The sequence below is a fragment of the Cellulomonas sp. genome, from assembly GCF_965229465.1.
Lineage (GTDB): Bacteria > Actinomycetota > Actinomycetes > Actinomycetales > Cellulomonadaceae > Cellulomonas.
This window is the reverse complement of the sequence record NZ_OZ245882.1, coordinates 3,175,117-3,194,384: the sequence shown is the minus strand read 5'-3', so window position 1 is coordinate 3,194,384 and position 19,268 is coordinate 3,175,117. Positions and strand designations below refer to the sequence as shown.

The 19,268-nt window shown below is 72.1% G+C and carries 20 protein-coding genes; 11 read left to right on the top strand and 9 right to left on the bottom strand.

Features of this window, described 5'->3' with window-relative positions:
* Nucleotides 1-31: 31 nt before the first annotated feature.
* The 5 genes from ACO06A_RS15155 to ACO06A_RS15135 all read left to right on the top strand — a co-directional run bounded on the left by ACO06A_RS15155 (nucleotide 32) and on the right by ACO06A_RS15135 (nucleotide 5,216).
* Nucleotides 32-715: a hypothetical protein gene (locus tag ACO06A_RS15155; protein WP_421733059.1), complete on the top strand. Its 684-nt coding sequence runs from the start codon at nucleotides 32-34 to the stop codon at nucleotides 713-715.
* Nucleotides 712-1,536, top strand: coding sequence for a hypothetical protein (locus tag ACO06A_RS15150; RefSeq protein ID WP_421733058.1), 825 nt, complete (start codon nucleotides 712-714; stop codon nucleotides 1,534-1,536). Before ACO06A_RS15155 ends, ACO06A_RS15150 begins: the two co-directional genes overlap by 4 nt.
* Before the next feature lie 100 nt (nucleotides 1,537-1,636).
* The gene (locus tag ACO06A_RS15145) at nucleotides 1,637-3,163 is read left to right on the top strand and encodes an MmgE/PrpD family protein (protein ID WP_421733057.1); all 1,527 of its coding nucleotides are present in this window, start codon (nucleotides 1,637-1,639) and stop codon (nucleotides 3,161-3,163) included.
* The gene (gene prpB / locus ACO06A_RS15140) at nucleotides 3,163-4,056 is read left to right on the top strand and encodes a methylisocitrate lyase (protein WP_421733056.1); all 894 of its coding nucleotides are present in this window, start codon (nucleotides 3,163-3,165) and stop codon (nucleotides 4,054-4,056) included. The genes ACO06A_RS15145 and prpB overlap by 1 nt, the downstream gene beginning before the upstream one ends.
* A gap of 41 nt (nucleotides 4,057-4,097) precedes the next feature.
* Nucleotides 4,098-5,216 (top strand): bifunctional 2-methylcitrate synthase/citrate synthase, encoded by a 1,119-nt coding sequence (locus ACO06A_RS15135; protein ID WP_421733055.1) that lies wholly within the window; start codon nucleotides 4,098-4,100, stop codon nucleotides 5,214-5,216.
* On the opposite strand, the gene ACO06A_RS15130 is transcribed toward ACO06A_RS15135, so the two are convergent.
* The 6 genes from ACO06A_RS15130 to ACO06A_RS15105 all read right to left on the bottom strand — a co-directional run bounded on the left by ACO06A_RS15130 (nucleotide 5,116) and on the right by ACO06A_RS15105 (nucleotide 9,794).
* Nucleotides 5,116-6,237, bottom strand: coding sequence for a GtrA family protein (locus ACO06A_RS15130; protein ID WP_421733054.1), 1,122 nt, complete (start codon nucleotides 6,235-6,237; stop codon nucleotides 5,116-5,118). The genes ACO06A_RS15135 and ACO06A_RS15130 overlap by 101 nt on opposite strands.
* Before the next feature lie 5 nt (nucleotides 6,238-6,242).
* Nucleotides 6,243-7,187 carry a phosphodiester glycosidase family protein gene (locus ACO06A_RS15125; RefSeq protein ID WP_421733053.1) on the bottom strand — a complete coding sequence of 315 codons (945 nt, stop codon included), beginning with the start codon at nucleotides 7,185-7,187 and terminating at the stop codon, nucleotides 6,243-6,245.
* A 63-nt stretch (nucleotides 7,188-7,250) separates the two neighbouring features.
* Nucleotides 7,251-7,841 (bottom strand): carboxymuconolactone decarboxylase family protein, encoded by a 591-nt coding sequence (locus ACO06A_RS15120; RefSeq protein WP_421733052.1) that lies wholly within the window; start codon nucleotides 7,839-7,841, stop codon nucleotides 7,251-7,253.
* A 256-nt stretch (nucleotides 7,842-8,097) separates the two neighbouring features.
* Nucleotides 8,098-8,400 carry an acylphosphatase gene (locus tag ACO06A_RS15115; protein WP_421733051.1) on the bottom strand — a complete coding sequence of 101 codons (303 nt, stop codon included), beginning with the start codon at nucleotides 8,398-8,400 and terminating at the stop codon, nucleotides 8,098-8,100.
* 18 nt (nucleotides 8,401-8,418) lie between these two features.
* Nucleotides 8,419-9,171 carry a nucleotidyl transferase AbiEii/AbiGii toxin family protein gene (locus tag ACO06A_RS15110; RefSeq protein WP_421733050.1) on the bottom strand — a complete coding sequence of 251 codons (753 nt, stop codon included), beginning with the start codon at nucleotides 9,169-9,171 and terminating at the stop codon, nucleotides 8,419-8,421.
* The gene (locus tag ACO06A_RS15105; protein ID WP_421733049.1) at nucleotides 9,168-9,794 is read right to left on the bottom strand and encodes a type IV toxin-antitoxin system AbiEi family antitoxin domain-containing protein; all 627 of its coding nucleotides are present in this window, start codon (nucleotides 9,792-9,794) and stop codon (nucleotides 9,168-9,170) included. The genes ACO06A_RS15110 and ACO06A_RS15105 overlap by 4 nt, the downstream gene beginning before the upstream one ends.
* Nucleotides 9,795-9,978: 184 nt before the next feature.
* Here ACO06A_RS15105 and ACO06A_RS15100 point away from each other — a divergent pair, with 184 nt between their 5' ends.
* The gene (locus ACO06A_RS15100) at nucleotides 9,979-11,220 is read left to right on the top strand and encodes an NYN domain-containing protein (protein WP_421733048.1); all 1,242 of its coding nucleotides are present in this window, start codon (nucleotides 9,979-9,981) and stop codon (nucleotides 11,218-11,220) included.
* A 1-nt stretch (nucleotide 11,221) separates the two neighbouring features.
* On the opposite strand, the gene ACO06A_RS15095 is transcribed toward ACO06A_RS15100, so the two are convergent.
* Nucleotides 11,222-11,956, bottom strand: coding sequence for a GntR family transcriptional regulator (locus ACO06A_RS15095; RefSeq protein ID WP_421733047.1), 735 nt, complete (start codon nucleotides 11,954-11,956; stop codon nucleotides 11,222-11,224).
* Between the two features lie 111 nt (nucleotides 11,957-12,067).
* On the opposite strand from ACO06A_RS15095, the gene ACO06A_RS15090 reads away from it, so the two are divergent.
* The 5 genes from ACO06A_RS15090 (at nucleotide 12,068) to ACO06A_RS15070 (ending at nucleotide 16,860) form a co-directional block, all read left to right on the top strand.
* Entirely contained in the window at nucleotides 12,068-12,928 is an 861-nt protein-coding gene (locus tag ACO06A_RS15090; RefSeq protein ID WP_421733046.1) for a class II fructose-bisphosphate aldolase, read from the top strand.
* A complete protein-coding gene (locus ACO06A_RS15085; protein ID WP_421733045.1) occupies nucleotides 12,925-13,701 on the top strand; it encodes an HAD-IA family hydrolase in 777 nt (258 codons plus the stop codon). Before ACO06A_RS15090 ends, ACO06A_RS15085 begins: the two co-directional genes overlap by 4 nt.
* 11 nt (nucleotides 13,702-13,712) lie before the next feature.
* Nucleotides 13,713-14,333, top strand: coding sequence for a dihydroxyacetone kinase subunit DhaL (dhaL, locus tag ACO06A_RS15080; RefSeq protein ID WP_421733044.1), 621 nt, complete (start codon nucleotides 13,713-13,715; stop codon nucleotides 14,331-14,333).
* An 83-nt stretch (nucleotides 14,334-14,416) separates the two neighbouring features.
* The gene (dhaK, locus tag ACO06A_RS15075; RefSeq protein ID WP_175348507.1) at nucleotides 14,417-15,412 is read left to right on the top strand and encodes a dihydroxyacetone kinase subunit DhaK; all 996 of its coding nucleotides are present in this window, start codon (nucleotides 14,417-14,419) and stop codon (nucleotides 15,410-15,412) included.
* Nucleotides 15,413-15,570: 158 nt separating this feature from the next.
* Entirely contained in the window at nucleotides 15,571-16,860 is a 1,290-nt protein-coding gene (locus tag ACO06A_RS15070; RefSeq protein ID WP_421733043.1) for a glycoside hydrolase family 6 protein, read from the top strand.
* Between the two features lie 33 nt (nucleotides 16,861-16,893).
* On the opposite strand, the gene ACO06A_RS15065 is transcribed toward ACO06A_RS15070, so the two are convergent.
* Together ACO06A_RS15065 and ACO06A_RS15060 are read right to left on the bottom strand one after the other, a co-directional pair.
* Nucleotides 16,894-18,468, bottom strand: a complete 1,575-nt coding sequence (locus ACO06A_RS15065; RefSeq protein WP_421733042.1) for a SpoIIE family protein phosphatase — start codon at nucleotides 18,466-18,468, stop codon at nucleotides 16,894-16,896.
* Nucleotides 18,449-19,261, bottom strand: a complete 813-nt coding sequence (locus tag ACO06A_RS15060; RefSeq protein WP_421733041.1) for an alpha/beta fold hydrolase — start codon at nucleotides 19,259-19,261, stop codon at nucleotides 18,449-18,451. Before ACO06A_RS15060 ends, ACO06A_RS15065 begins: the two co-directional genes overlap by 20 nt.
* Nucleotides 19,262-19,268: the final 7 nt, after the last annotated feature.

The following is a 19,268-nucleotide window of genomic DNA, read 5'->3' as shown; positions in this document are numbered from 1 at the left end:
ACCGCCCGCGACGAGGCAGCGACGGTGAGCCGTGGACGACACCCGGGACGACAGCACCACCACCTGGCACCGGCACCTCGAGCTCGTCGCCACGATCCTGCTGGCCGTCGCGACCGTGACGACGGCGTGGTCGGCGTTCCAGAGCAGCAAGTGGGGCGGCTACTCGACCGCCTCATACAGTGCCGCGACGGCGGACCGCACGCTCTCGAACCGGTCGGCCACCCTGGCCGGGCAGCAGACGATCATCGACGTCACGCTGTTCACGGACTGGCTGGCAGCGGTGAACGAGGAGCAGGGCCAGGTCCTTCCCCCGTCGTACGTGCCGGACCCGACGACGTACTCGGGGTTCCTGTACGCCCGGTTCCGTCCCGAGTTCCGGCCGGCCCTGCACGCCTGGCTCGCCGAGGACCCGGCGACCGATCCCGAGGCGCCGCCGAGCCCGTTCGCGATGGACGAGTACGTCCTCGCCGCCGCGCAGGAGTCCCAGCGGCTCGAGTCGTCGGCCGACGCGTCCGCCACGATCGCTCGTGAGGCGAACCAGCGGAAGGACAACTATGTGCTCGCCACGGTCATGTGCGCATCGGTGCTCTTCTTCTGCGGGATCGGCGGCAAGCTCAGCTCGGTCCGGAGCCGCACGGCGATGATCGTGCTCGCGGGTGTGATCCTCCTCGCGACCGTCGGTGTGCTGGCCACCTACCCGGTGCGCTTCGGATGAGCGTGCTCGCGTCGGGCGCGCTCGCCCTGGCGATCACCGCGCTCACCGTGGTCGCGATGCTGCTCGTCCGACGCCGCTCCCCCGCGGGCAGCTGGTTCAGCGACGGCGACCGCGCGTCGGGCGTGTTCGGCGTCCTGGCCACCGGGTTCTCCGTGCTGCTCGGCTTCATCATCTTCCTGGCGTTCCAGTCCTACGACGAGGCCCGGTCCGGCGCCCAGCTCGAGGCCGAGCTCGTGGCCCAGCAGCTCCAGACCGCGCAGCTGATGCCGCAGGACGTGCGCAACGAGCTCACCGGCGAGCTGGTCTGCTACGCCCGGACGGTGGTCGGGACGGAGTGGCCCTCCATGGTGGCCGGGACGATCGGCGACTCCGTGAACCCGTGGGGCGTCGCGATGTTCCAGACGTTCCGCGACGTCGTCCCGCAGACGAACGCGGAGCAGTCGGCGTACGACCGGTGGGCCGACCAGACCGCCGACCGGCAGCAGGCGCGTCAGTCGCGGGTGCACGGCGCCGAGGGCCTCATCCCGTTGCCGCTCTGGATCGTGCTGTACATCGTCGCGGGCGTGATCTTCGTCTACATGCTGTTCTTCGCCGACTCGGCGGAGCGGGCGCCCACCCAGGCCGTCCTGATGGGCAGCGTGACGCTCGTCATCACCCTCCTGCTGCTGCTCATCGGCTTCTTCGACCATCCGCACGGGCCCGGTGTCGGCAAGCTGCAGCCGATCGCGATGGAGCGCACCCTCGCGCTCATGGAGACGCAGGGGGCTGCCATCGGTCTCGACCTCGACCCGCCGTGCGACGCCGACGGCCGGGCCGGTTGACGCGCCGCTCGCGCAGGACGGGCGACATCGGCGGAGCGCACTACCCTCGGTCCGTGGTCGTGCGACGCCGGACGACCGACGCACCGAGAGGCAGGAACGGATGACCCAGACCCACGCCGTGCGCGTCCACCCCAGCGCGGACCGGCTGGCCCGGACCGACCAGCTCGCGTGGAAGATCGCCGAGGTCGCCGCCGACCCGGTCGACGTCCCGGACGCCGTGGTCGACATGATCATCAACCGCGTGATCGACAACGCCGCGGTGACGGTCGCCTCGCTCACCCGCACCCCCCCGTCCACCGCCCGCGCCCAGGCGCTCGCGCACCCGTACGCCGGCGCTCGCCATGGCGCGACGGTGTCCGGCGTCGCACCCTCCACCCGCGTCAGCCCCGAGTGGGCGGCCTGGGCGAACGGCGTCGCCGTGCGCGAGCTCGACTACCACGACACGTTCCTGGCGGCTGACTACTCCCACCCCGGCGACAACATCCCGCCGCTGGTCGCCGTCGCGCAGCACACCGGTCGCGACGGGGCGGCTCTGGTGCGGGCGATCGCCACGGGCTACGAGATCCAGGTCGACCTGGTCCGCGCCATCAGCCTGCACGCGCACAAGATCGACCACGTCGCGCACCTCGGTCCGTCGGTCGCTGCGGGGATCGGCACGCTGCTCGGCCTGTCCCCCGAGGTGATCTTCCACGCGGTCGGCCAGGCGCTGCACACGACGACGGCCACGCGGCAGTCCCGCAAGGGCGAGATCTCGTCGTGGAAGGCCTACGCCCCGGCGTTCGCGGGCAAGGTCGCCATCGAGGCCGTGGACCGGGCGATGCGCGGCGAGACGTCGCCGACCCCCATCTACGAGGGCGAGGACGGGGTGATCGCCTGGATGCTCGACGGCCCCGACGCCGCGTACGACGTGCCGCTGCCGGCGCCCGGCGAGCCCAAGACGGCGATCCTCGACACGTACACGAAGGAGCACTCGGCGGAGTACCAGTCGCAGGCGCTCATCGACCTGGCGCGCAGCCTGCACCGCGAGCGCCCGGACCTGACCAACCCGAACAACGTGGCCTCGATCGTCATCCACACGTCGCACCACACGCACTACGTGATCGGTTCCGGCGCCAACGACCCGCAGAAGTACGACCCGACGGCGTCGCGCGAGACGCTCGACCACTCGATCCCGTACATCTTCACCGTTGCGCTGCAGGACGGCGTGTGGGACCACGTGGCCTCCTACGCCCCCGACCGCGCCGCCCGACCGGACACCGTGGAGCTGTGGCAGAAGGTCACCACCACCGAGGACCCCGCCTGGACCGAGCGGTACCACTCGAGCGACCCCGCGCAGAAGGCGTTCGGCGGGCGCGTCGAGATCACGACCACGGGCGGCGAGGTCGTCGTCGCGGAGCTCGCCGTGGCCGACGCCCACCCGCTGGGCGCCCGGCCGTTCGCGCGCGCGCAGTACGTGGCGAAGTTCCGCTCCCTCGCCGCGGGCGTGCTGGAGGATGCGGAGATCGAGCGGTTCCTCGACGTGGCGCAGCGGCTGCCGCACCTCACCGCCGACGAGCTCGCGGGCCTGACCGTCGTGGCACCGGCCGGCCTGCTCGAGTCGGTCAGCACCCCGGAAGGACTGTTCTGATGCTCTACGCGACCGCCACGCCGGCGGACAAGCGCGTCGCCCTGCGCGAGGGACTGGCGTCCGGACGGCTCCTCCAGCTGCCCGGCGCGTTCAACCCGCTGTCGGCGCGGCTCATCGAGGCCAAGGGCTTCGACGGGGTCTACATCTCCGGCGCCGTGCTGTCGGCGGACCTTGGCCTGCCCGACATCGGCCTGACGACCGCCACCGAGGTCACCCAGCGCGCCGGCCAGATCGCCCGGATGACCGCGCTGCCGTCGATCGTCGACGCCGACACCGGCTTCGGCGAGCCCATGAACGTCGCGCGCACCATCCAGGGCCTCGAGGACGCAGGCCTGGCCGGCTGCCACATCGAGGACCAGGTCAACCCCAAGCGCTGCGGCCACCTGGACGGCAAGGCCGTGGTCGACGAGGACACCGCGCTCAAGCGCATCCGCGCCGCCGTCGACGGCCGACGCGACCCGAACTTCCTGGTCATCGCCCGCACGGACATCCGCGCGGTCGACGGCCTGGCCGCCACGGTCGACCGGGCCAAGGCTCTGGTCGACGCCGGTGCGGACGCGATCTTCCCCGAGGCGATGACGGGGCCCGACGAGTTCGCCGCCGTGCGCGCCGCGGTGGACGTGCCGCTGCTGGCCAACATGACGGAGTTCGGCAAGGGCGAGCTGCTCACCGCGCGCCAGCTCGAGGACCTCGGCATGAACCTCGTGATCTACCCCGTCACGCTGCTGCGGCTGGCGATGGGCGCCGCGATGGCCGGGCTCGACACCATCCGCGCAGAGGGCACGCAGGCGGGCCTGCTGGACCGGATGCAGACGCGCGCCGAGCTCTACGAGCTGCTGGACTACGGGTCGTACGGCGCATTCGACGCGAACGTGTTCAACTTCAAGCTCTGACCTGGGGGAACGTCCCGTCAACGACGATGGAGGCACACCGCATGACCGAGTCCGACACGCAGATCCACAAGGGCCTCGCCGGCGTGGTCGTCGACACCACCGAGGTGTCGTCGGTGGACGCCGAGAGCAACTCGCTGCTCTACCGGGGCTACCCCGTGCAGCAGCTCGCGGCGACGCGCTCGTTCGAGGAGGTCGCGTACCTCCTGTGGCACGGCGAGCTCCCGGACGCTGCGCAGCTGGCCGAGCTCCAGGCGACCGGACGGTCCCAGCGGGTGCTCCCCGGCGCGGTGGTCGACGCCGTGCTCGCGCTGCCGACCAGCTGCCACCCGATGGACGTGGTCCGCACGGCCGTCAGCGTGATCGGCGCGCACGACCCGACCGAGCAGGACTCGTCGCGCGAGGCCAACCTGGCCAAGTCCGTGCACCTGCTGGCCCAGATCCCCGGGATCGTGGCGCTCGACCAGCGACGGCGGCGCGGCCAGGACCCGGTCGCGCCCCGCGACGACCTCGGGTTCGCGGAGAACTTCCTCTGGATGACGTTCGGCGAGGTGCCCGACCCCGTCGTCGTGCACGCGTTCGAGGTCTCGATGATCCTGTACGCCGAGCACTCGTTCAACGCGTCCACGTTCACCGCCCGCGTCATCGCGTCGACCCTGTCCGACCTGCACTCCGCGGTCGTCGGCGCGATCGGCGCCCTCAAAGGACCCCTGCACGGTGGTGCGAACGAGGCGGTCATGGCGACGTTCGCGGAGATCGGCACTGCCGACAGGGCCGCGGCCTGGCTGGACGACGCCCTGGCGCACAAGCGCAAGATCATGGGCTTCGGCCACCGCGTCTACAAGCACGGCGACTCCCGCGTGCCGACCATGCACGACTCGCTGGTCACCCTGGTGGAGCACTACGACCGGCCGGACCTGCTGGAGCTGTACACCGCCCTCGAGAGCGCGATGACCGAGCGCAAGAACATCCTGCCGAACCTGGACTACCCCACTGGACCGGCGTACCACCTCATGGGGTTCGACACCCCGACGTTCACGCCGCTGTTCGTGGCCAGCCGGATCACGGGATGGACGGCGCACGTGATGGAGCAGCTGGGTGCGAACTCACTGATCCGACCGCTGAGCCGGTACGTCGGGCCGGCGCGGCGGGACGTGCTGTGACGGACCGGCCAGGAGCCGCGAACACCACGGTCCGCTGCAGCTGGTAGCTCGCCGCGAACAGGGCCACCTCGGTGAGCACCTTGGCGGGAAGCAGCGCGAGGCCGACGCTCGTCAGGGCGGTGAGGACGCCGAAGTTCGCGGCGAGCATCGTCCCCGCGAGCACTCCGTACTGGGTGGCGGCTGCGCGCAGCGACTTGGCGCGGCCGCCCGCGAACACGAGGCGACGGTTGGCGACGAAGTTGACCGTCGAGCTCAGGACGCGCGCCGCGACCACCGACGGGAGCAGCGCGCCGGTGACCGAGACCAGGACGAGCAGGGTGACCGTGTCGACGAGGAACGACCCGAACGACGACAACGAGAACCGCAGCAGCGGGGCGTACACCCGGGCCGAGTCGATGACCGGCCGGAAGTGCGACGACGCGTTCTCGTCCAGGTAGACGGTCTCGATCTCGACCTCCTCGACCGCGATCCCGTCCTGCGACGCGTGCAGCAGCAGGTCCAGCTCGTACTCGAACCGCTCGCCGTCGACGCTCCCCAGCCAGCCGAGCATCGCCGCCGGGTAGCCCCGCAGACCGGTCTGCGTGTCGTGCACCGGCAGCCCGGTCGCGGCCCGGACAAGCACGCCGGTGAGCGCGTTGCCCCACCGGCTGCGCAGCGGGACGTCGCCCGTGAAGCGTCGCGCCCCGAGCACCATGGCGCCGTCGGCCTGCGCCACCCGGTCCGCCACCCGCAGGATGTCCGGGACCAGGTGCTGCCCGTCGCAGTCGGCGCAGACCACGTCGCTGCCCGGCCGGTGCTCGGCGAGCCACGCGAAGCCGAGCTTGAGCGCGTGGCCCTTGCCCCGGTTGGCGTCGTACCCGACCACGGTCGCGCCCAGGGCGCTGACCTCGTCGAACGTGCTCCCGTAGGCCGGGCCGCTGCCGTCGTCGACGACGAGGACGTCGACGTCGGCGCACCGCAAGGAGGCGACGAGGGCGACCAGCCGGACGTCGGGCTCGTAGGCCGGTATGAGTACGTACATCGCCCTCAACCCGCGATGTACAGGATGTCGGAGGTGCCGCGCTCCTGGCCCTTGCCGAGCGGGTTGTTCACCACGGCCCCGTCGAAGTACATCGTCGACGAGCCCCCGCCGTCGATGTTGTAGGCGGTCGTCGCACCCAGGCTCTGCATGATCTCGGCGAGGCCGGTCATTGTCACCCCTGCGCTGTACCCGGGGCTCCGACCGTCCACCACCACGAACACCAGGTGGTTGTCGTCGATCACCCCGACCGCGGTGCGCGGCTGCTCGCCCTGGATCGAGTGGTTGCCCACGTTGGTGTCGACCTCGACGTCCTCGATCCCGTCGACCACCTGCCCGTCCTCGAGCAGCGCCGGCCCGAACGACAGGGTGTTCCAGACGCCCGCGGCGACCAGCGCGTCGGCGGTCGTGGCGGTCTCGTCGTACACCTCGACGTGCCCGTCGGTGTAGAACGCGAGCCCCTCGCGGGCGCCCTCGTCGCGGTAGACCACGCCGTTGCGGATGACGATGCCCGTGTCGCGGAACCCGTAGTAGTCGCCGTTGATGGCGAACACCGCGTCGTTGTCCGCGGCGATGTCGGAGGTGTCCTCCGTGATGTTGAGCCCGAAGCTGTTCTGCGCGAACGCCGAGCGCAGGGCCGTCGCGTCGGTGAGCGTCACGTCGGCGACGTAGTACGTGACCGTGTCGTCGCCCGAGCCGGTGGTGACCGTGGAGATCGAGATGGCGGACGAGGATGACTCGTACGACGTGTCGGTGACCACGGCGTCGCCGGACGAGTCGTCGGTCGTGGACGACGTCGCGCCCTGGCTCGCCTCGTAGGCCTGGACGTCGGAGATCTCGACGTGCTCGATCACGAACCGGTCCAGCGCCCAGGCGCCCGCTCCGACGACGGAGAGCGAGAGCGTCAGGGCGCCGACCAGGACGGTGCGACGAAGGGGGGTGCGCTGCTTCATGCCCCTTGTCTAGGCAGCGGGCCTGTCGCCGTTCGGTGCGGACGCTGTGGGCCTCCTGTGCGGTCAGGCCTCGGCGATCGGCCGTCCCACCGTGAGCGCCTCCCGCAGCGGCGCGTCGAGGGCCCGGTACGCGGCGTCCGGCCGGGCGCCGACAGCGTCGAGCACCGTGCTGAAGAAGCACCGGGCGGCGGCGGCCAGCACGACGTCGAGGATCTCGTCGTCAGCGAACCCCAGCCCGCGCAGCTCGTCCAGGTCCTCGGCCCGCATGTCGGCCGCACCCGCCGCGACCGTGCCTGCCAGACGGGCCACCGCCCTGTCGACGTCCGTCAGCTCGGCGGACTCGCCACCGTCCGCCAGCGCTCGGACGGCGTCCGGGCTCATGTGCTTGGACGCCAGGACGTCGCCGTGGGCCAGCGCGCAGTAGCTCGACCGGAGGCGCAGGGCCGCCGCGGTCGTCGCCACCTCGTAGCGCCGGGGGTCCATCCCCTTGATCGCTCCGTTCAGGCCCTGCCATCCGCGCAGGACCTCCGGCCGGTGTGCGAAAACCCGGGTGTAGTTGGCGACGCGCCCGAGGGCGGCCAGGTCCTTGTCGAACGCGGCCGCCACCTCGCCGGTCGGGTCCTCATCGGTGGTCGCGCTGCTGATCCAGGCCATGGGTCGTCCTCCTCGCGGGATGGGGCGTGCCGTGCCGATCATCGCGCTCCGCGCCGCAGGCCGACAGGATGAACGATCAGGGCCGCCCCTCGGCCCCGGCCGAGGACGCCGCCTGGTGCGACGTCTCGCTGCGCGTGTGGCTCCCGCGCGGTCCTCGTAGGGCCGGACGGCCGGGAGGCCGCGCGGTGGGGCGCGACTGCGAGCGCGTCGTCCGTCTCGGCGGCCGTCAGCGCGGCGCTGCGGGCCGCGTGAGCGGCTACGGCTCGATCGTGAACCCGCTCACCCCCTGGGGCTGCTCCTCGGTGACGTCGACGTGCGAGACGGCGGCGCCCCGAGGGCCCGAGCGGCACCACGCGACGAGGGAGTCGACCGCGTTCTCTGCTCCCTCGACCGCAGCCTCCACGGTCCCGTCGGCCCGGTTGCGCACCCAGCCGTGCACGCCGAGCCGGCGGGCCTCGCGCGCCAGCGACCAGCGGTAGCCGACGCCCTGGACGAGGCCGTGGACGATCACGCGGCGACGGATCTCGTGGGGACGAGCCAGGTCGGTGACCGAGTCCACGGCGCGCCTCCTCTTCGCTCAGTCAGCCAACCAGGCCGCGCGCACCGCTGCGAGCGCCGCCGAGGCGGTGACTCGCAGCGTCGTCTGATGGCCGAGCGATCGTCTCCAGACATCCTCGTCCACCCCCCGGTCGAACGCCCACGCGGGGGCGGGCCTGCCGAAGGGCCCGTGCTGGAATAAGACGTCGCGAGCGCCGTCGTCGATCAGTCCTCGTTCCGCGAGCGCCCACAGGTCGTACAGGTCACGTGGTGCGCGCCGATCGATCCACGCGCTGAGCTTGGCGGCGGCGAACCCCGGCGCCGTCGGCACTCGCAGCCGCGCCGGGGGTGCGTCCGCATATCGCTGCTGCACGTCGACGATCTCGGTGGGCCACCGGTGTCCGACTCCGTCGAGAAGCTGCACCTGGATGCTCGCGCCTCCCGGCGCGGACAGCACCGACGGCTGGCTGCCCCGGGTCGACGGCAGGGGCGGTGTCCACGTCGGGTAGCCGTGACTGCGCGCCAGACCTCGCCGGACGGCGACCTCCAGCTCGCGTGCCAGCCCAGACCGTGGTCCGAGCGCCAGCAGGTCGATGTCCTCGCTCAGCCGGGAGTCGGCCAGGTGCGTCCGCGAGAGCGCGGTGCCGCCGAAGAAGACGAGGTCGTCGGTCGACACCCCGGCGGCGAGGGCCGCGAGCACGTGCGAGACCAGATGGTCGCGGCGTACCTGCTCGATCTCGACGCCGAACTCGCGGCCGACTCGCTCCCACTCGTCGAGCGACGGCCCGGTCATCGCTGCGCCCTCAGGCGCACCAGGGTGGAGCGCATCCGCTGGCGGTCGGCGAGCTCGTCCAGCACCACGGCGTCACAGCCGTCCCACATCGCCGCGATCGCCTCCTGCGCGTCGAGGTCGAGTCCGCGGGGGTCCGAGCGGCCGAGGTCAAGCACGGTCTGCTCGGGCGTGGTCGCCAGCGCCGGCCCCAGGTCCGTGCTGACGAGCACCGCATCGAGGTCCGCGACCGCGCGGGCGACGAAGCGCACGACGCCCTCCCGGTCGACCAGTCGCACCGGCCGACGCTGCGTCGGGACCGCCACGAAGCCGACGCCGAGCGACCGCGGCAGAGCACGATGGACCCGCGCCGCCGTCAGGCCGGTCAGGACGGGAACCCTGTCGCCGTACAGCGCGGTGGCGATGCCGGCGGTCGCCGCCTCGATGGTCGGACGCCACGTGGCCGGGTCATACTCCGCCGGGACCGCGCAGTACACCCCGTGCGAGAGTCGGTGCAGCAGGCCACGACGCTCGAGTGCCCGCGCCTCTTGGTTGGGGTGCGCGTAGACGGCGGCGAGATCAGCCGTGCGGATCGTGCGCAACGGCGCCCGGGCGGCCAGTTGAGCTCCCCCTCGTGCGGCATTCATAGTGCAGATAGTAGTCATGTTGACTACTATCTGCATACTGTTACGCCCTCAACCTTCCCCGGACCGGGCTGAGCGAGGCTTGCGGTACACAGCCACCCGCGCGAGCAGGGAAGATGCTCGGGTGACCTCCTCGAGCGTGACCCCTGCCGATCGCGTCGACGCCGGCCGGCGTTTTCGAACCGCCATGTTCGTCGACTTCGACAACGTCTACATCGGGCTCCAGCGCCTCGACCCGGTGGCCGCGGAGGCGTTCGCCACGAACCCGGCCCACTGGCTCAGCGAGCTGGAGACCGGCACCGACTCGGAGGGCGAGTTCAGCCGCCGGTTCCTTATCCGCGCCTGCTACCTCAACCCGTCGCGGTTCTCGCAGTTCCGGCCCAACTTCACGCGCGCCGGCTTCCAGGTGGTCGACTGCCCGTCGCTGACGCAGCAGGGCAAGAGCAGCGCCGACATCAACCTCGTCCTCGACGCGGTCGACGCCCTCGCCGCGCCCACCCAGTACGAAGAGTTCGTCATCGTCTCGGCCGACGCCGACTTCACTCCGCTGGCCCTGCGCTGCCGCGCCGCGGACCGTCGCGTCACGATCATCACCGCCAGCCCGGCCGCGGCCGCCTACCGGTCCGTGGCCGACTCCGTCATTACGGCCGACGACCTGGCGGAGCTGGTGACCCACACCGCGTCGACGCTGGAGGTGGAGACGGCGGTCGCCGAGGTGCCCGTCGCGGTGGAGACCCCCGCCGAGGCGCCGGCGAAGGCGCCGACCAAGAAGGCGGCCGCCGCCACGCCTCCCCCGAGCTCCGCCGCGCGCAAGGCCGTGCTCCAGCGCGTGCAGGCCGCCGACCGCCCGGTGCCGCTCGGCACCATCGCGCAGCTGGCGCAGAAGACCGAGCCGACCCTGCCCGAGACCCGGTGGGCGGGGGCGGGCGGCTTCCTGCCCTGGCTGGCGCGCAACGTCCCGGAGGTCGGCGTCTCGTCGCGACCGCCCGGGTTCGTCTGGGACGCCAACCGCTTCGGGGAGGCCGACCTGCCCGGCGCCGTGGCGGACACGTCCTCGAGCGCCCTCCAGCGCCAGGTCGTCGCGGTCACCGACACCCCCGGCCTCAGCGCCTCGAACTACCGCGTGCTGCTGACCGCGCTCGCCGCGGACCTCAAGGCGCACCCGTTCGACCGTGCCGAGACGTCGCGGCGCGTGCGCGACGCCTGCCGGAAGGCGGGCGCCCAGGTGGGCCGCTCGACCGTGAACTTCGTCATCGGCGGCATCATCTTCGCCGGCCTCGAGCTCAAGCCGACCACCAAGGCCTCCGACCTCGCGCTGGCGTGGGCGGACAACGTGGTGGGCCTGTGCCGCGGCGCGCGGATGCAGCTGAGCCCCGGCGACGCGGCGGCCATCGGTGCCTGGGTGGGCGGCGGCCTGCTGGAGAGCTGACTCAGCGGTCGTAGTCGAAGCGCAGCCGCATGCGGTCGCCGCGGAACACGATCGACGAGTACTCGAACGGCCGCGCCAGGGCGTCGGAGATCACGTCCTGGAGCTGGAGGGCCGGCTCGCCGCGGCGCATGCCCAGGTGCTTGGCGTCGACCGTGCTCACCGCGACGGCCTCGAGCTCCTCGTGCACGCGCTTCATGGGCAGGCCGTACCGCTCCTCTAGGACGACGCACAGCTGGCCGGCGACGACGTCGTGCTGGTCGAGGCCCGGCGCCAGCCGGGCGGGCACGTAGGAGCGGTGCAGGCTGATGGGCTCACCCTGCACGGACCGGACGCGGACGATCACGTACGTCTCGTCGCCCTCGCCGAGCGCCAGCCGCTCGCGCACCCCCGACGACGGCGTCTCGAGCGCCAGCGACACCAGCCGCGTGGACGTCTCGTAGCCGAGCGCCTCCAGCTGCTCGCGCACCCCGCGGTAGGCCGGTGACACCGCGCTGATCTTGGGCGTGGCCACGTAGGTGCCCTTGCCCGGCACGCGGACCAGGAGTCCGTCGCCGACGAGCTTGGTCAGCACGCCTCGCACCGTCATTCGGCTCAGGCCGTAGATGCGGTTGAGCTCGTTCTCCGACGGGATGCGCTGGCCCGGCACCCACTCGCCGCTGGTGATCCGCGCGTGCAGGATCTGCTCGAGCTGCGCGTACAGCGGCACCGCCGACTCGCGCACCAGGACCTCTGACATGCGCCCAAGACTTCCACGCTCTGGTCGGCCATGAGTAGACCTGTCTAGACTGCGGACAGATCGGGACGATGCGGTCCTGGTCACGCAGGTCGCTCCCCGGGAGGGCTGAGCATGATCTCGTCGACGGTGACGATGACGCGGGCCGCCCGCGAGCACGGGTACGCGGTGCCCGCGGTGAACATCCTCGACGACCTGAGCCTGCGCGCCGTGATCGCCGCCGCGGTGGCCGCGAGCTCGCCCATGATCATCCAGATCTCCGTCAAGACGGTCCGCTCGATCGGCACCGACCTGATCACCACGATGTTCCGGCACGCGGCCGCGGACGTCCCGGTCCCCGTCGCCCTGCACCTCGACCACTGCCCCGACCGCGCGGTCATCTCCGACGTCGTGCGTGCCGGGTGGTCGTCCGTGCTGTTCGACGCCTCCGACCGCGACCTGGCCACGGCCGAGCGCGAGACCGCCGAGGTGGTCGCGGAGGCGCACGCCGCAGGCGTCGACGTCGAGTCGGAGATCGAGAACATCATCGGCGTGGAGGACGGCGTCGGCTCCGACGTCTCCCTGCACTCCTACGACGTCGCGACGCTGGCCGAGGTGGCGCAGCGCACCGGCGTCGACCTGATCGCACCCCAGCTGGGCACGGCCCACGGCGAGTACAAGGCGCAGCCCGTCCTGCTCCCCGAGCGCGTCCGGGAGCTCGCCGCCCTGACCGACCGCTCGATCGTGCTGCACGGCGGCACGGGGCTGTCGGCGGACGACTTCGCCACGTTCATCGCGGCCGGCGTCTCCAAGATCAACATCTCCACCGGCGTGAAGGTGGCCTACATGCGGTCGGCCGAGAAGCACCTGGCCGAGGCCCGCGCCCGCGACAAGTGGGACCCGCCGTCGATGTTCCGGGACATCTCCGCCGCGGTGCAGGCGGCGATCGCCGTGCACATCGAGGAGTTCGGCGCCGCCGGGAAGGCGTCCGCATGAGCCCCGCCCTGGTGTTCGACTGCGACGGCGTGCTGGCCGACACCGAGCGCGACGGGCACCTGCCCGCGTTCAACCGCACGTTCGAGGAGGCCGGCCTCCCGATCCACTGGAGCGAGCAGGAGTACGGGCACCTGCTGGCGATCGGCGGCGGCAAGGAGCGGCTGGCGACCGTGTTCACCCCGCTGTTCGTCGAGACCGCGCACCTGCCCACCGACCCCGACGAGCAGCGCGACCTGATCGCGCGCTGGCACAAGGCGAAGACCGCGCACTACACGGAGCTGGTCGCGGCCGGGGTGATGCCCGGGCGCCCCGGGATCGCGCGGATCGTCGACGAGGCGTCGGCGGCGGGCTGGCGGCTGGCGGTCGCCTCCACGTCGGCCGAGGCCTCCGTGCGCGCGGTGCTCGAGCACGCCGTCGGGGCCGAGCGCGCGGCGGAGTTCGCGGTCTTCGCCGGGGACGTGGTGCCCGCCAAGAAGCCGGCGCCGGACATCTACCTGCTCGCCCTGCGCGAGCTCGGCGTCGGCCCGGACCAGGTGATCGTCGTCGAGGACAGCGCCAACGGCCTGCGCGCCGCGCTGGGCGCCGGGCTGCGCACCGTCGTCACGGTGAGCAGCTACACCGCCGGCGAGGACTTCACCGGTGCGTCCGTCGTGGTCAGCTCGCTCGGCGACCTCCCCGACGAACCGGCCACCGTGCTGGCCAACCCGCACGGCCTCGTCGTCGACGGCGAGGTCACCGTGTCCCACCTCGAGCAGCTGCTCACGACACCCTGAAGGAGAGCCACGTGTCCGATGCCCGCATCGAGTCCGTCGTCCGCACCATCACGACGACCTGCATCGAGAACGAGACGTACTTCGGGGATCTCGACTCCGTGGTCGGCGACGGGGACTTCGGCTTCTCGCTCGCCCGCGGGTTCGAGAACGTGCTGGCGCAGTGGGACACGTTCGACCGCTCCGACACCGGCACGTTCCTCCAGAAGGTCGCCGTCGTCATGTCCGGGCGGATCGGCGGGACGTCCGGCCCGATCTGGGGGACGGCATTCCTGCGCGCGGCCGGTCAGGTCAAGGGCACGCAGGAGGTCACGGGCACCGACGTGGTCGCCATGCTGCGTGCGGCGATCGAAGGGATCAAGGCGCGCGGCGGCGCGGACCTGGGCGAGAAGACGCTGCTCGACGCCCTGGCGCCGATGACCGACACGATCGAGCGCGAGCTCGCCGCCGGGACCGCTCCGGCGAACATCGCCAAGGCGGCAGCCGTCACGGCGCGCGAGGCCGCCGAGGCGACCCGGCCCATGCAGGCCCGGCGCGGCCGCGCGTCGTACACCGGGGAGCGCAGCATCGGCTCGCTCGACCCGGGTGCGGTCGCGGTCGCCGTGCTGGCCGAGCGCGTCGCCGACACCTGGTGACAGCTGGTGACACACAGACGTCCGCGCTCCGGGGGCGACGCGGCGACAGGTCTGGACAACACGACGATGTGGAGGAACGACTGATGAAGAAGTTCGTCAACGACCCGAAGAACTTCGTCCCCGAGATGCTCAAGGGCATCGCGCTGGCCAACCCCGACACCCTGCGCTACGTGCCCGAGTACAACCTGATCATGCGGGCCGACGCCCCCCGCCACGACAAGGTGTCGATCGTCCAAGGCTCCGGGTCGGGGCACGAGCCCGCGCACGTCATGGTGGTCGGGAAGGGCATGCTCGACGGCGCCTGTCCCGGTGACGTGTTCGCCGCGCCGCCCATGGAGTACGTGCTGGAGACCGCCAAGCTGCTGGCCTCGGACAAGGGCGTCCTGTTGCTGGTCAACAACTACACGGGCGACAAGATGGCCTTCGAGATGGCCGCGGAGCTGGCCGAGGCCGAGGGGCTGCTCGTGCGGACGCTGTTCATCAACGACGACGTCGCGGTCAAGGACTCCACCTGGACCGTCGGCCGGCGTGGGGTCGCGGGCAACTTCTTCGTCATGAAGGCCGTCGGCGCAGCCTCGGAGGCAGGCGCCTCGCTGGACGAGCTGGTGCGGATCGGCGAGAAGGTCAACTCCGTCACGCGCACCATGGGCATCGCCCTGACCCCGTGCACGCCGCCGGCCAAGGGCTCGCCCCTGTTCGAGCTGGCCGACGACGAGATGGAGGTCGGCGTCGGCATCCACGGCGAGCCCGGCCGCCGACGCGCCAAGCTCGTGAGCGCCGACGAGATCGTGGACGAGCTGCTGGGCGCGGTCGTCCCGGACCTGCCGTACTCCTCGGGCGACGAGGTCGCGCTGATGATCAACGGGCTGGGCGGCACCCCGATCAGCGAGCTGTACCTGCTGTACGGGCTGGCGCACGAGAAGCTCGCCGCACAGGGCATCACCGTGGGCCGCAGCTACGTGGGCGAGTACTGCACGTCACTCGACATGGCGGGGGCGTCGCTGACGCTGGTCCAGCTCGACGACGAGATCAAGGACCTGCTCCTGGCCCCCGCCGAGATCGCCAACCGGGTGTTCTGAGCACCGACGGCCACGCGCGGCGAACCCCGCATCTCGCCGCGCGTGGTCCCTTCCTTACCGGTACACCTTGTGCGCGGCCGTCCGAATTGTCATGCTCTCCGAGACGGCGCACACCCGTTGCACGCGAACGGTCATCCGACAACGACGTAGGAGACTCCGTGTCCAGATCCTTGTCCCGCACGCGCTCGATGCTGCTCGCTGCCGCAAGCGTGGTAGCGCTCTCACTCGCGGTCGCCGCGCCCGCCGCGGCCCATGACGGCCGCGGCCACCACCACCCGGCGCCGGCCACCCGGCTGTTCACCCCGCCGCCCAACGACGGCGCGGTCGCCCAGATCAAGCAGCTGGTCAAGGCGCGCCAGTGGTCCGACGCGAAGGCGATCACCAAGATGGTCGCCACGCCGCAGGCGGTGTGGTTCACCTCCGGCACGCCCGCCGAGGTGAAGAAGGCCGTCCAGAAGACGATGAGGCAGGCGAAGGTCACGCGGTCGGTGCCCGTGCTGGTCGCGTACAACCTGCCGTTCCGCGACTGTGCGCAGTACTCCGCCGGAGGCGCACTCGACACCGCCGCCTACCTGGCGTGGATCGACGGGTTCGTCGCGGGCGTCGGTGACGGCAAGGCGATCGTCCTGCTCGAGCCCGACGGCCTGGGGATCATCCCCTGGTACACCTCGATCAACGGCGCGCAGGAGTGGTGCCAGCCGGCCGAGCTGGACCCCGCCACGGCGGCGCCCGACCGGTTCACGCAGGTCAACGGCGCGGTCGACCGGCTGGCCACGCTGCCGAACGCGTCGGTCTACCTCGACGGCACGCACAGCGGCTGGCTCGGCACCGGCGACATCGCGGACCGGCTGCACAAGGCCGGCGTCGAGAAGACCGACGGGTTCTTCCTCAACGTGTCCAACTACGAGACCTCCGAGCGCCAGGCGAAGTTCGCCTCCTGGATCTCGCAGTGCCTCTGGTACGGCACCAACACCGCCGAGGGCGGCTGGCGCGTCGGTCACTTCGACTACTGCGCGAGCCAGTACTACCCGGCCAACCCGGCCGACTTCAGCACGTGGGCGCTGACCGACCAGTGGTACCTGGACAACGTCACCAACGCAGCGAACCCGCCCAGCGGTCCGGACGTCCTGGCGCACGCGGTGGTCGACACCAGCCGCAACGGCCAGGGCCCGTGGACCGCTCCCCCGGGCAGCCCCTCGGGCGACCCGCAGGTCTGGTGCAACCCGCCGGACCGCGGCCTGGGACTGCGGCCGACGCTCAGCACCGGTGACCCGTACGTCGACGCGTACCTCTGGGTCAAGATCCCCGGCGAGTCCGACGGCCAGTGCACGCGGTGGGCACCCGAGGGTGGCATCGACCCGGTGCGCGGCTACGCCGACCCGGCCGCCGGCCAGTGGTTCCCGCAGATGGCCCTGGAGCTCGTGCACAACGCCAACCCGCCGCGCTAGCTCGCGGACGACCGGCCCTGGGCGCCCTGCCGCTCAGGGTCGGTCCGGCGGCGACCACGACACGACGAGCACGCACACGTCGTCGCGCTCGTCGCCCGCGTGCGTGAGCAGCCCCGACACCAGCGCGGACACCGAGCTCTCGCGCAGCGCCGCGCCGGCGGTCGCGAGGTCCTCGAGGCCGTCGAGCAACGGTCGGCCCCGCCGCTCGACGAGACCGTCGGTGTAGAGCATCAGGAGGTCCTGCGGGTCGAGGTCGACCGTGGCCTCGGTCCGGACCGAGTGCACGCCCAACGGCGTCGACCGGCCCTCCCAGAGGAACTCATGCGTGCCGTCGGCCGCGAACCTCAGCGGCGGCAGGTGGCCCGCGCACGCGTACCGGACCCGACCGGTCGTCAGGTCGATCTCGGCGTAGGCGAGCGTGGCCATGAACCCGACGCCGGCCTGACCCACGAACCGGTCCAGCCGGGTCACCAGCCCCGCGGGACCGACGCCCGGACCCGCGACCGCGCGCACCGCGCTGCGCAGCTGACCCATCGCAGTGGCGGCGTGCAGGCCCCGGCCGACCACGTCCCCGACCGCCACGGCGAGCAGGTCGTCGTCCAGCAGGAACGCGTCGTACCAGTCGCCGCCGACCTCGAGCGCCTGCACGCCGGGCCGGTACTCGGTGACCACGGTGAACCGGTCGTCCGGCGGGAGGTTGGTGGTGAGCAGGGCGATCTGGAGCTCGTGCGCGACCGACGCCTTCTGGTCGAACATCCGGGCACGCTCCAGCGCCAGCCCCGCCTGGAGGCCGACCGCGGTGAGCACCCCGACGTCGAGCTGCTCGTCGGCCTCCGCGGCGCGCGGGACCAGCACCAGCGTGCCCTGCGGCGCTGCGGGGGCGCCCAGCGCCACGACGACGACCCCGCCGGCGTGGACCTGGACCGCCTCGACGGGACCGGCTGTCAGGACGTGGGCCTCGGTGTGCTGGCCGTGCCCCCACGGCTCGTCGGGCGGGTCCGTGGCACCGTCGCCCGCGCCCCACCCCTCGCCCGCGGTCGCGCGGCGCACCAGCGTGCCGTCCTCCGCCGCGACCCACACGGCCGCCGCCGCCGCACCGAGCCGCGCCAGCGCCGTCTCGACCAGCGCACGGGCGACGCCGTCGGCGCCCACGCCCTGCGACAGGGCCGCGGTCGTCGCCTGGAGCGCGCGCAGCCGGTCCGTCGACCGTTCGGCGGCCGTCCGCGCGGCGAGCAGCTCGCGCTCGTACCGCGAGCGCTCGGTGGCCTTCGACAGGGCGACGTCGACGATGCGGCGGTCGTCGTCGAGCGTCCGCACCACCGCCGAGAGCAGGACGGGCAGGCGACCACCCGCACCGCGCAGCTCGACGGCGACCTCGTCGACCCGCCCCTGCATGTGCAGCAGGGGCGACAGGTGCGTCTCCCAGTAGATCCGGCCCCCCACCGAGAGCAGCTGGCTCAGTCGCACCCCGGCGAGCACGTCCTGCGCGTCACGGCCGACCCACTCCAGCAGCACCCGGTTGGCGTCGACGATGGTGCCGTCCTCGTCGAGCCGCAGCAGGGCGACCGGCGCGACGTCCCAGGCCTCGCTACGACCGGGCGGCGACATGCGACAGGTAGGCGCTGATGGCGTCGATCACCTGGTCGGGGGCGCTCAGGTTGGGGCAGTGCCCGACGGCGTCGAGGAGCACCAGCTCGCTGGTGGCCAGGTGCTCGTGCACGTACCGGCCCACCTCGGGGGGCGCGATGACGTCCTCCCGGCACTGCAGGACCAGCGCCGGGGTGAGCACCCGGGCGAGGTCCGCGCGGTTGTCCGACAGGAACGTGGTCCGCGCGAACCGCCGCGCGATGGCCGGGTCGGTGCGGCAGAACGAGTTGGTCAGCTCCTCGCCCAGCTCCGGGCGGCCGGGGTTGCCCATGATCACCGGCGCGATGAACGCCGACCACCCCAGGTAGTTGTCGTCCATGGTCTCGAGCAGCTCGTCGATCTCGGCCGCGCTGAACCCGCCGGTGTAGCCCTCGTCGTCGATGTACCGCGGGCTCGGACCCACCAGCACCAGGCGGTCGAACAGGTCCGGCCGCTGGGCCGCCGCGAGGGCGCCGATCATCGCGCTCACGGAGTGCCCGACGAACACCGCCGGCCCGAGCTCCAGCGCCTCCAGGATCTGCACCACGTCCCGCGCGTACCCGTCGAGCGAGCCGTACCGCTGCGGGGAGTAGGCGCTCAGGTCCGAGCCGCCCGCGCCCACGTGGTCGAACAGGACCACCCGGTGGGTCGACTCGAACGCCGGCGCCACGAACCGCCACATGCTCTGGTCGCAGCCGAACCCGTGGGCGAACACCATCGCGGGGGCACCGGGGGTGCCGGTGAGCACGACGTTGTTCCTGGTGAGCACGGTCATGCGACGA

What these genes read in the sequence shown, in the direction of transcription:
- ACO06A_RS15125 (WP_421733053.1), bottom strand. Translation starts at nt 7,187, where the DNA reads ATGAAGCAGCGCACCCCCCTTCGTCGCACCGTCCTGGTCGGCGCCCTG.
- ACO06A_RS15120 (WP_421733052.1), bottom strand. Translation starts at nt 7,841, where the DNA reads ATGGCCTGGATCAGCAGCGCGACCACCGATGAGGACCCGACCGGCGAG.
- ACO06A_RS15135 (WP_421733055.1), top strand. Translation starts at nt 4,098, where the DNA reads ATGACCGAGTCCGACACGCAGATCCACAAGGGCCTCGCCGGCGTGGTC.
- ACO06A_RS15065 (WP_421733042.1), bottom strand. Translation starts at nt 18,468, where the DNA reads ATGTCGCCGCCCGGTCGTAGCGAGGCCTGGGACGTCGCGCCGGTCGCC.
- ACO06A_RS15145 (WP_421733057.1), top strand. Translation starts at nt 1,637, where the DNA reads ATGACCCAGACCCACGCCGTGCGCGTCCACCCCAGCGCGGACCGGCTG.
- ACO06A_RS15150 (WP_421733058.1), top strand. Translation starts at nt 712, where the DNA reads ATGAGCGTGCTCGCGTCGGGCGCGCTCGCCCTGGCGATCACCGCGCTC.
- ACO06A_RS15130 (WP_421733054.1), bottom strand. Translation starts at nt 6,237, where the DNA reads ATGTACGTACTCATACCGGCCTACGAGCCCGACGTCCGGCTGGTCGCC.
- ACO06A_RS15110 (WP_421733050.1), bottom strand. Translation starts at nt 9,171, where the DNA reads ATGACCGGGCCGTCGCTCGACGAGTGGGAGCGAGTCGGCCGCGAGTTC.
- dhaK (WP_175348507.1), top strand. Translation starts at nt 14,417, where the DNA reads ATGAAGAAGTTCGTCAACGACCCGAAGAACTTCGTCCCCGAGATGCTC.
- ACO06A_RS15095 (WP_421733047.1), bottom strand. Translation starts at nt 11,956, where the DNA reads ATGTCAGAGGTCCTGGTGCGCGAGTCGGCGGTGCCGCTGTACGCGCAG.
- ACO06A_RS15085 (WP_421733045.1), top strand. Translation starts at nt 12,925, where the DNA reads ATGAGCCCCGCCCTGGTGTTCGACTGCGACGGCGTGCTGGCCGACACC.
- prpB (WP_421733056.1), top strand. Translation starts at nt 3,163, where the DNA reads ATGCTCTACGCGACCGCCACGCCGGCGGACAAGCGCGTCGCCCTGCGC.
- ACO06A_RS15060 (WP_421733041.1), bottom strand. Translation starts at nt 19,261, where the DNA reads ATGACCGTGCTCACCAGGAACAACGTCGTGCTCACCGGCACCCCCGGT.
- ACO06A_RS15100 (WP_421733048.1), top strand. Translation starts at nt 9,979, where the DNA reads ATGTTCGTCGACTTCGACAACGTCTACATCGGGCTCCAGCGCCTCGAC.
- ACO06A_RS15105 (WP_421733049.1), bottom strand. Translation starts at nt 9,794, where the DNA reads ATGAATGCCGCACGAGGGGGAGCTCAACTGGCCGCCCGGGCGCCGTTG.
- ACO06A_RS15090 (WP_421733046.1), top strand. Translation starts at nt 12,068, where the DNA reads ATGATCTCGTCGACGGTGACGATGACGCGGGCCGCCCGCGAGCACGGG.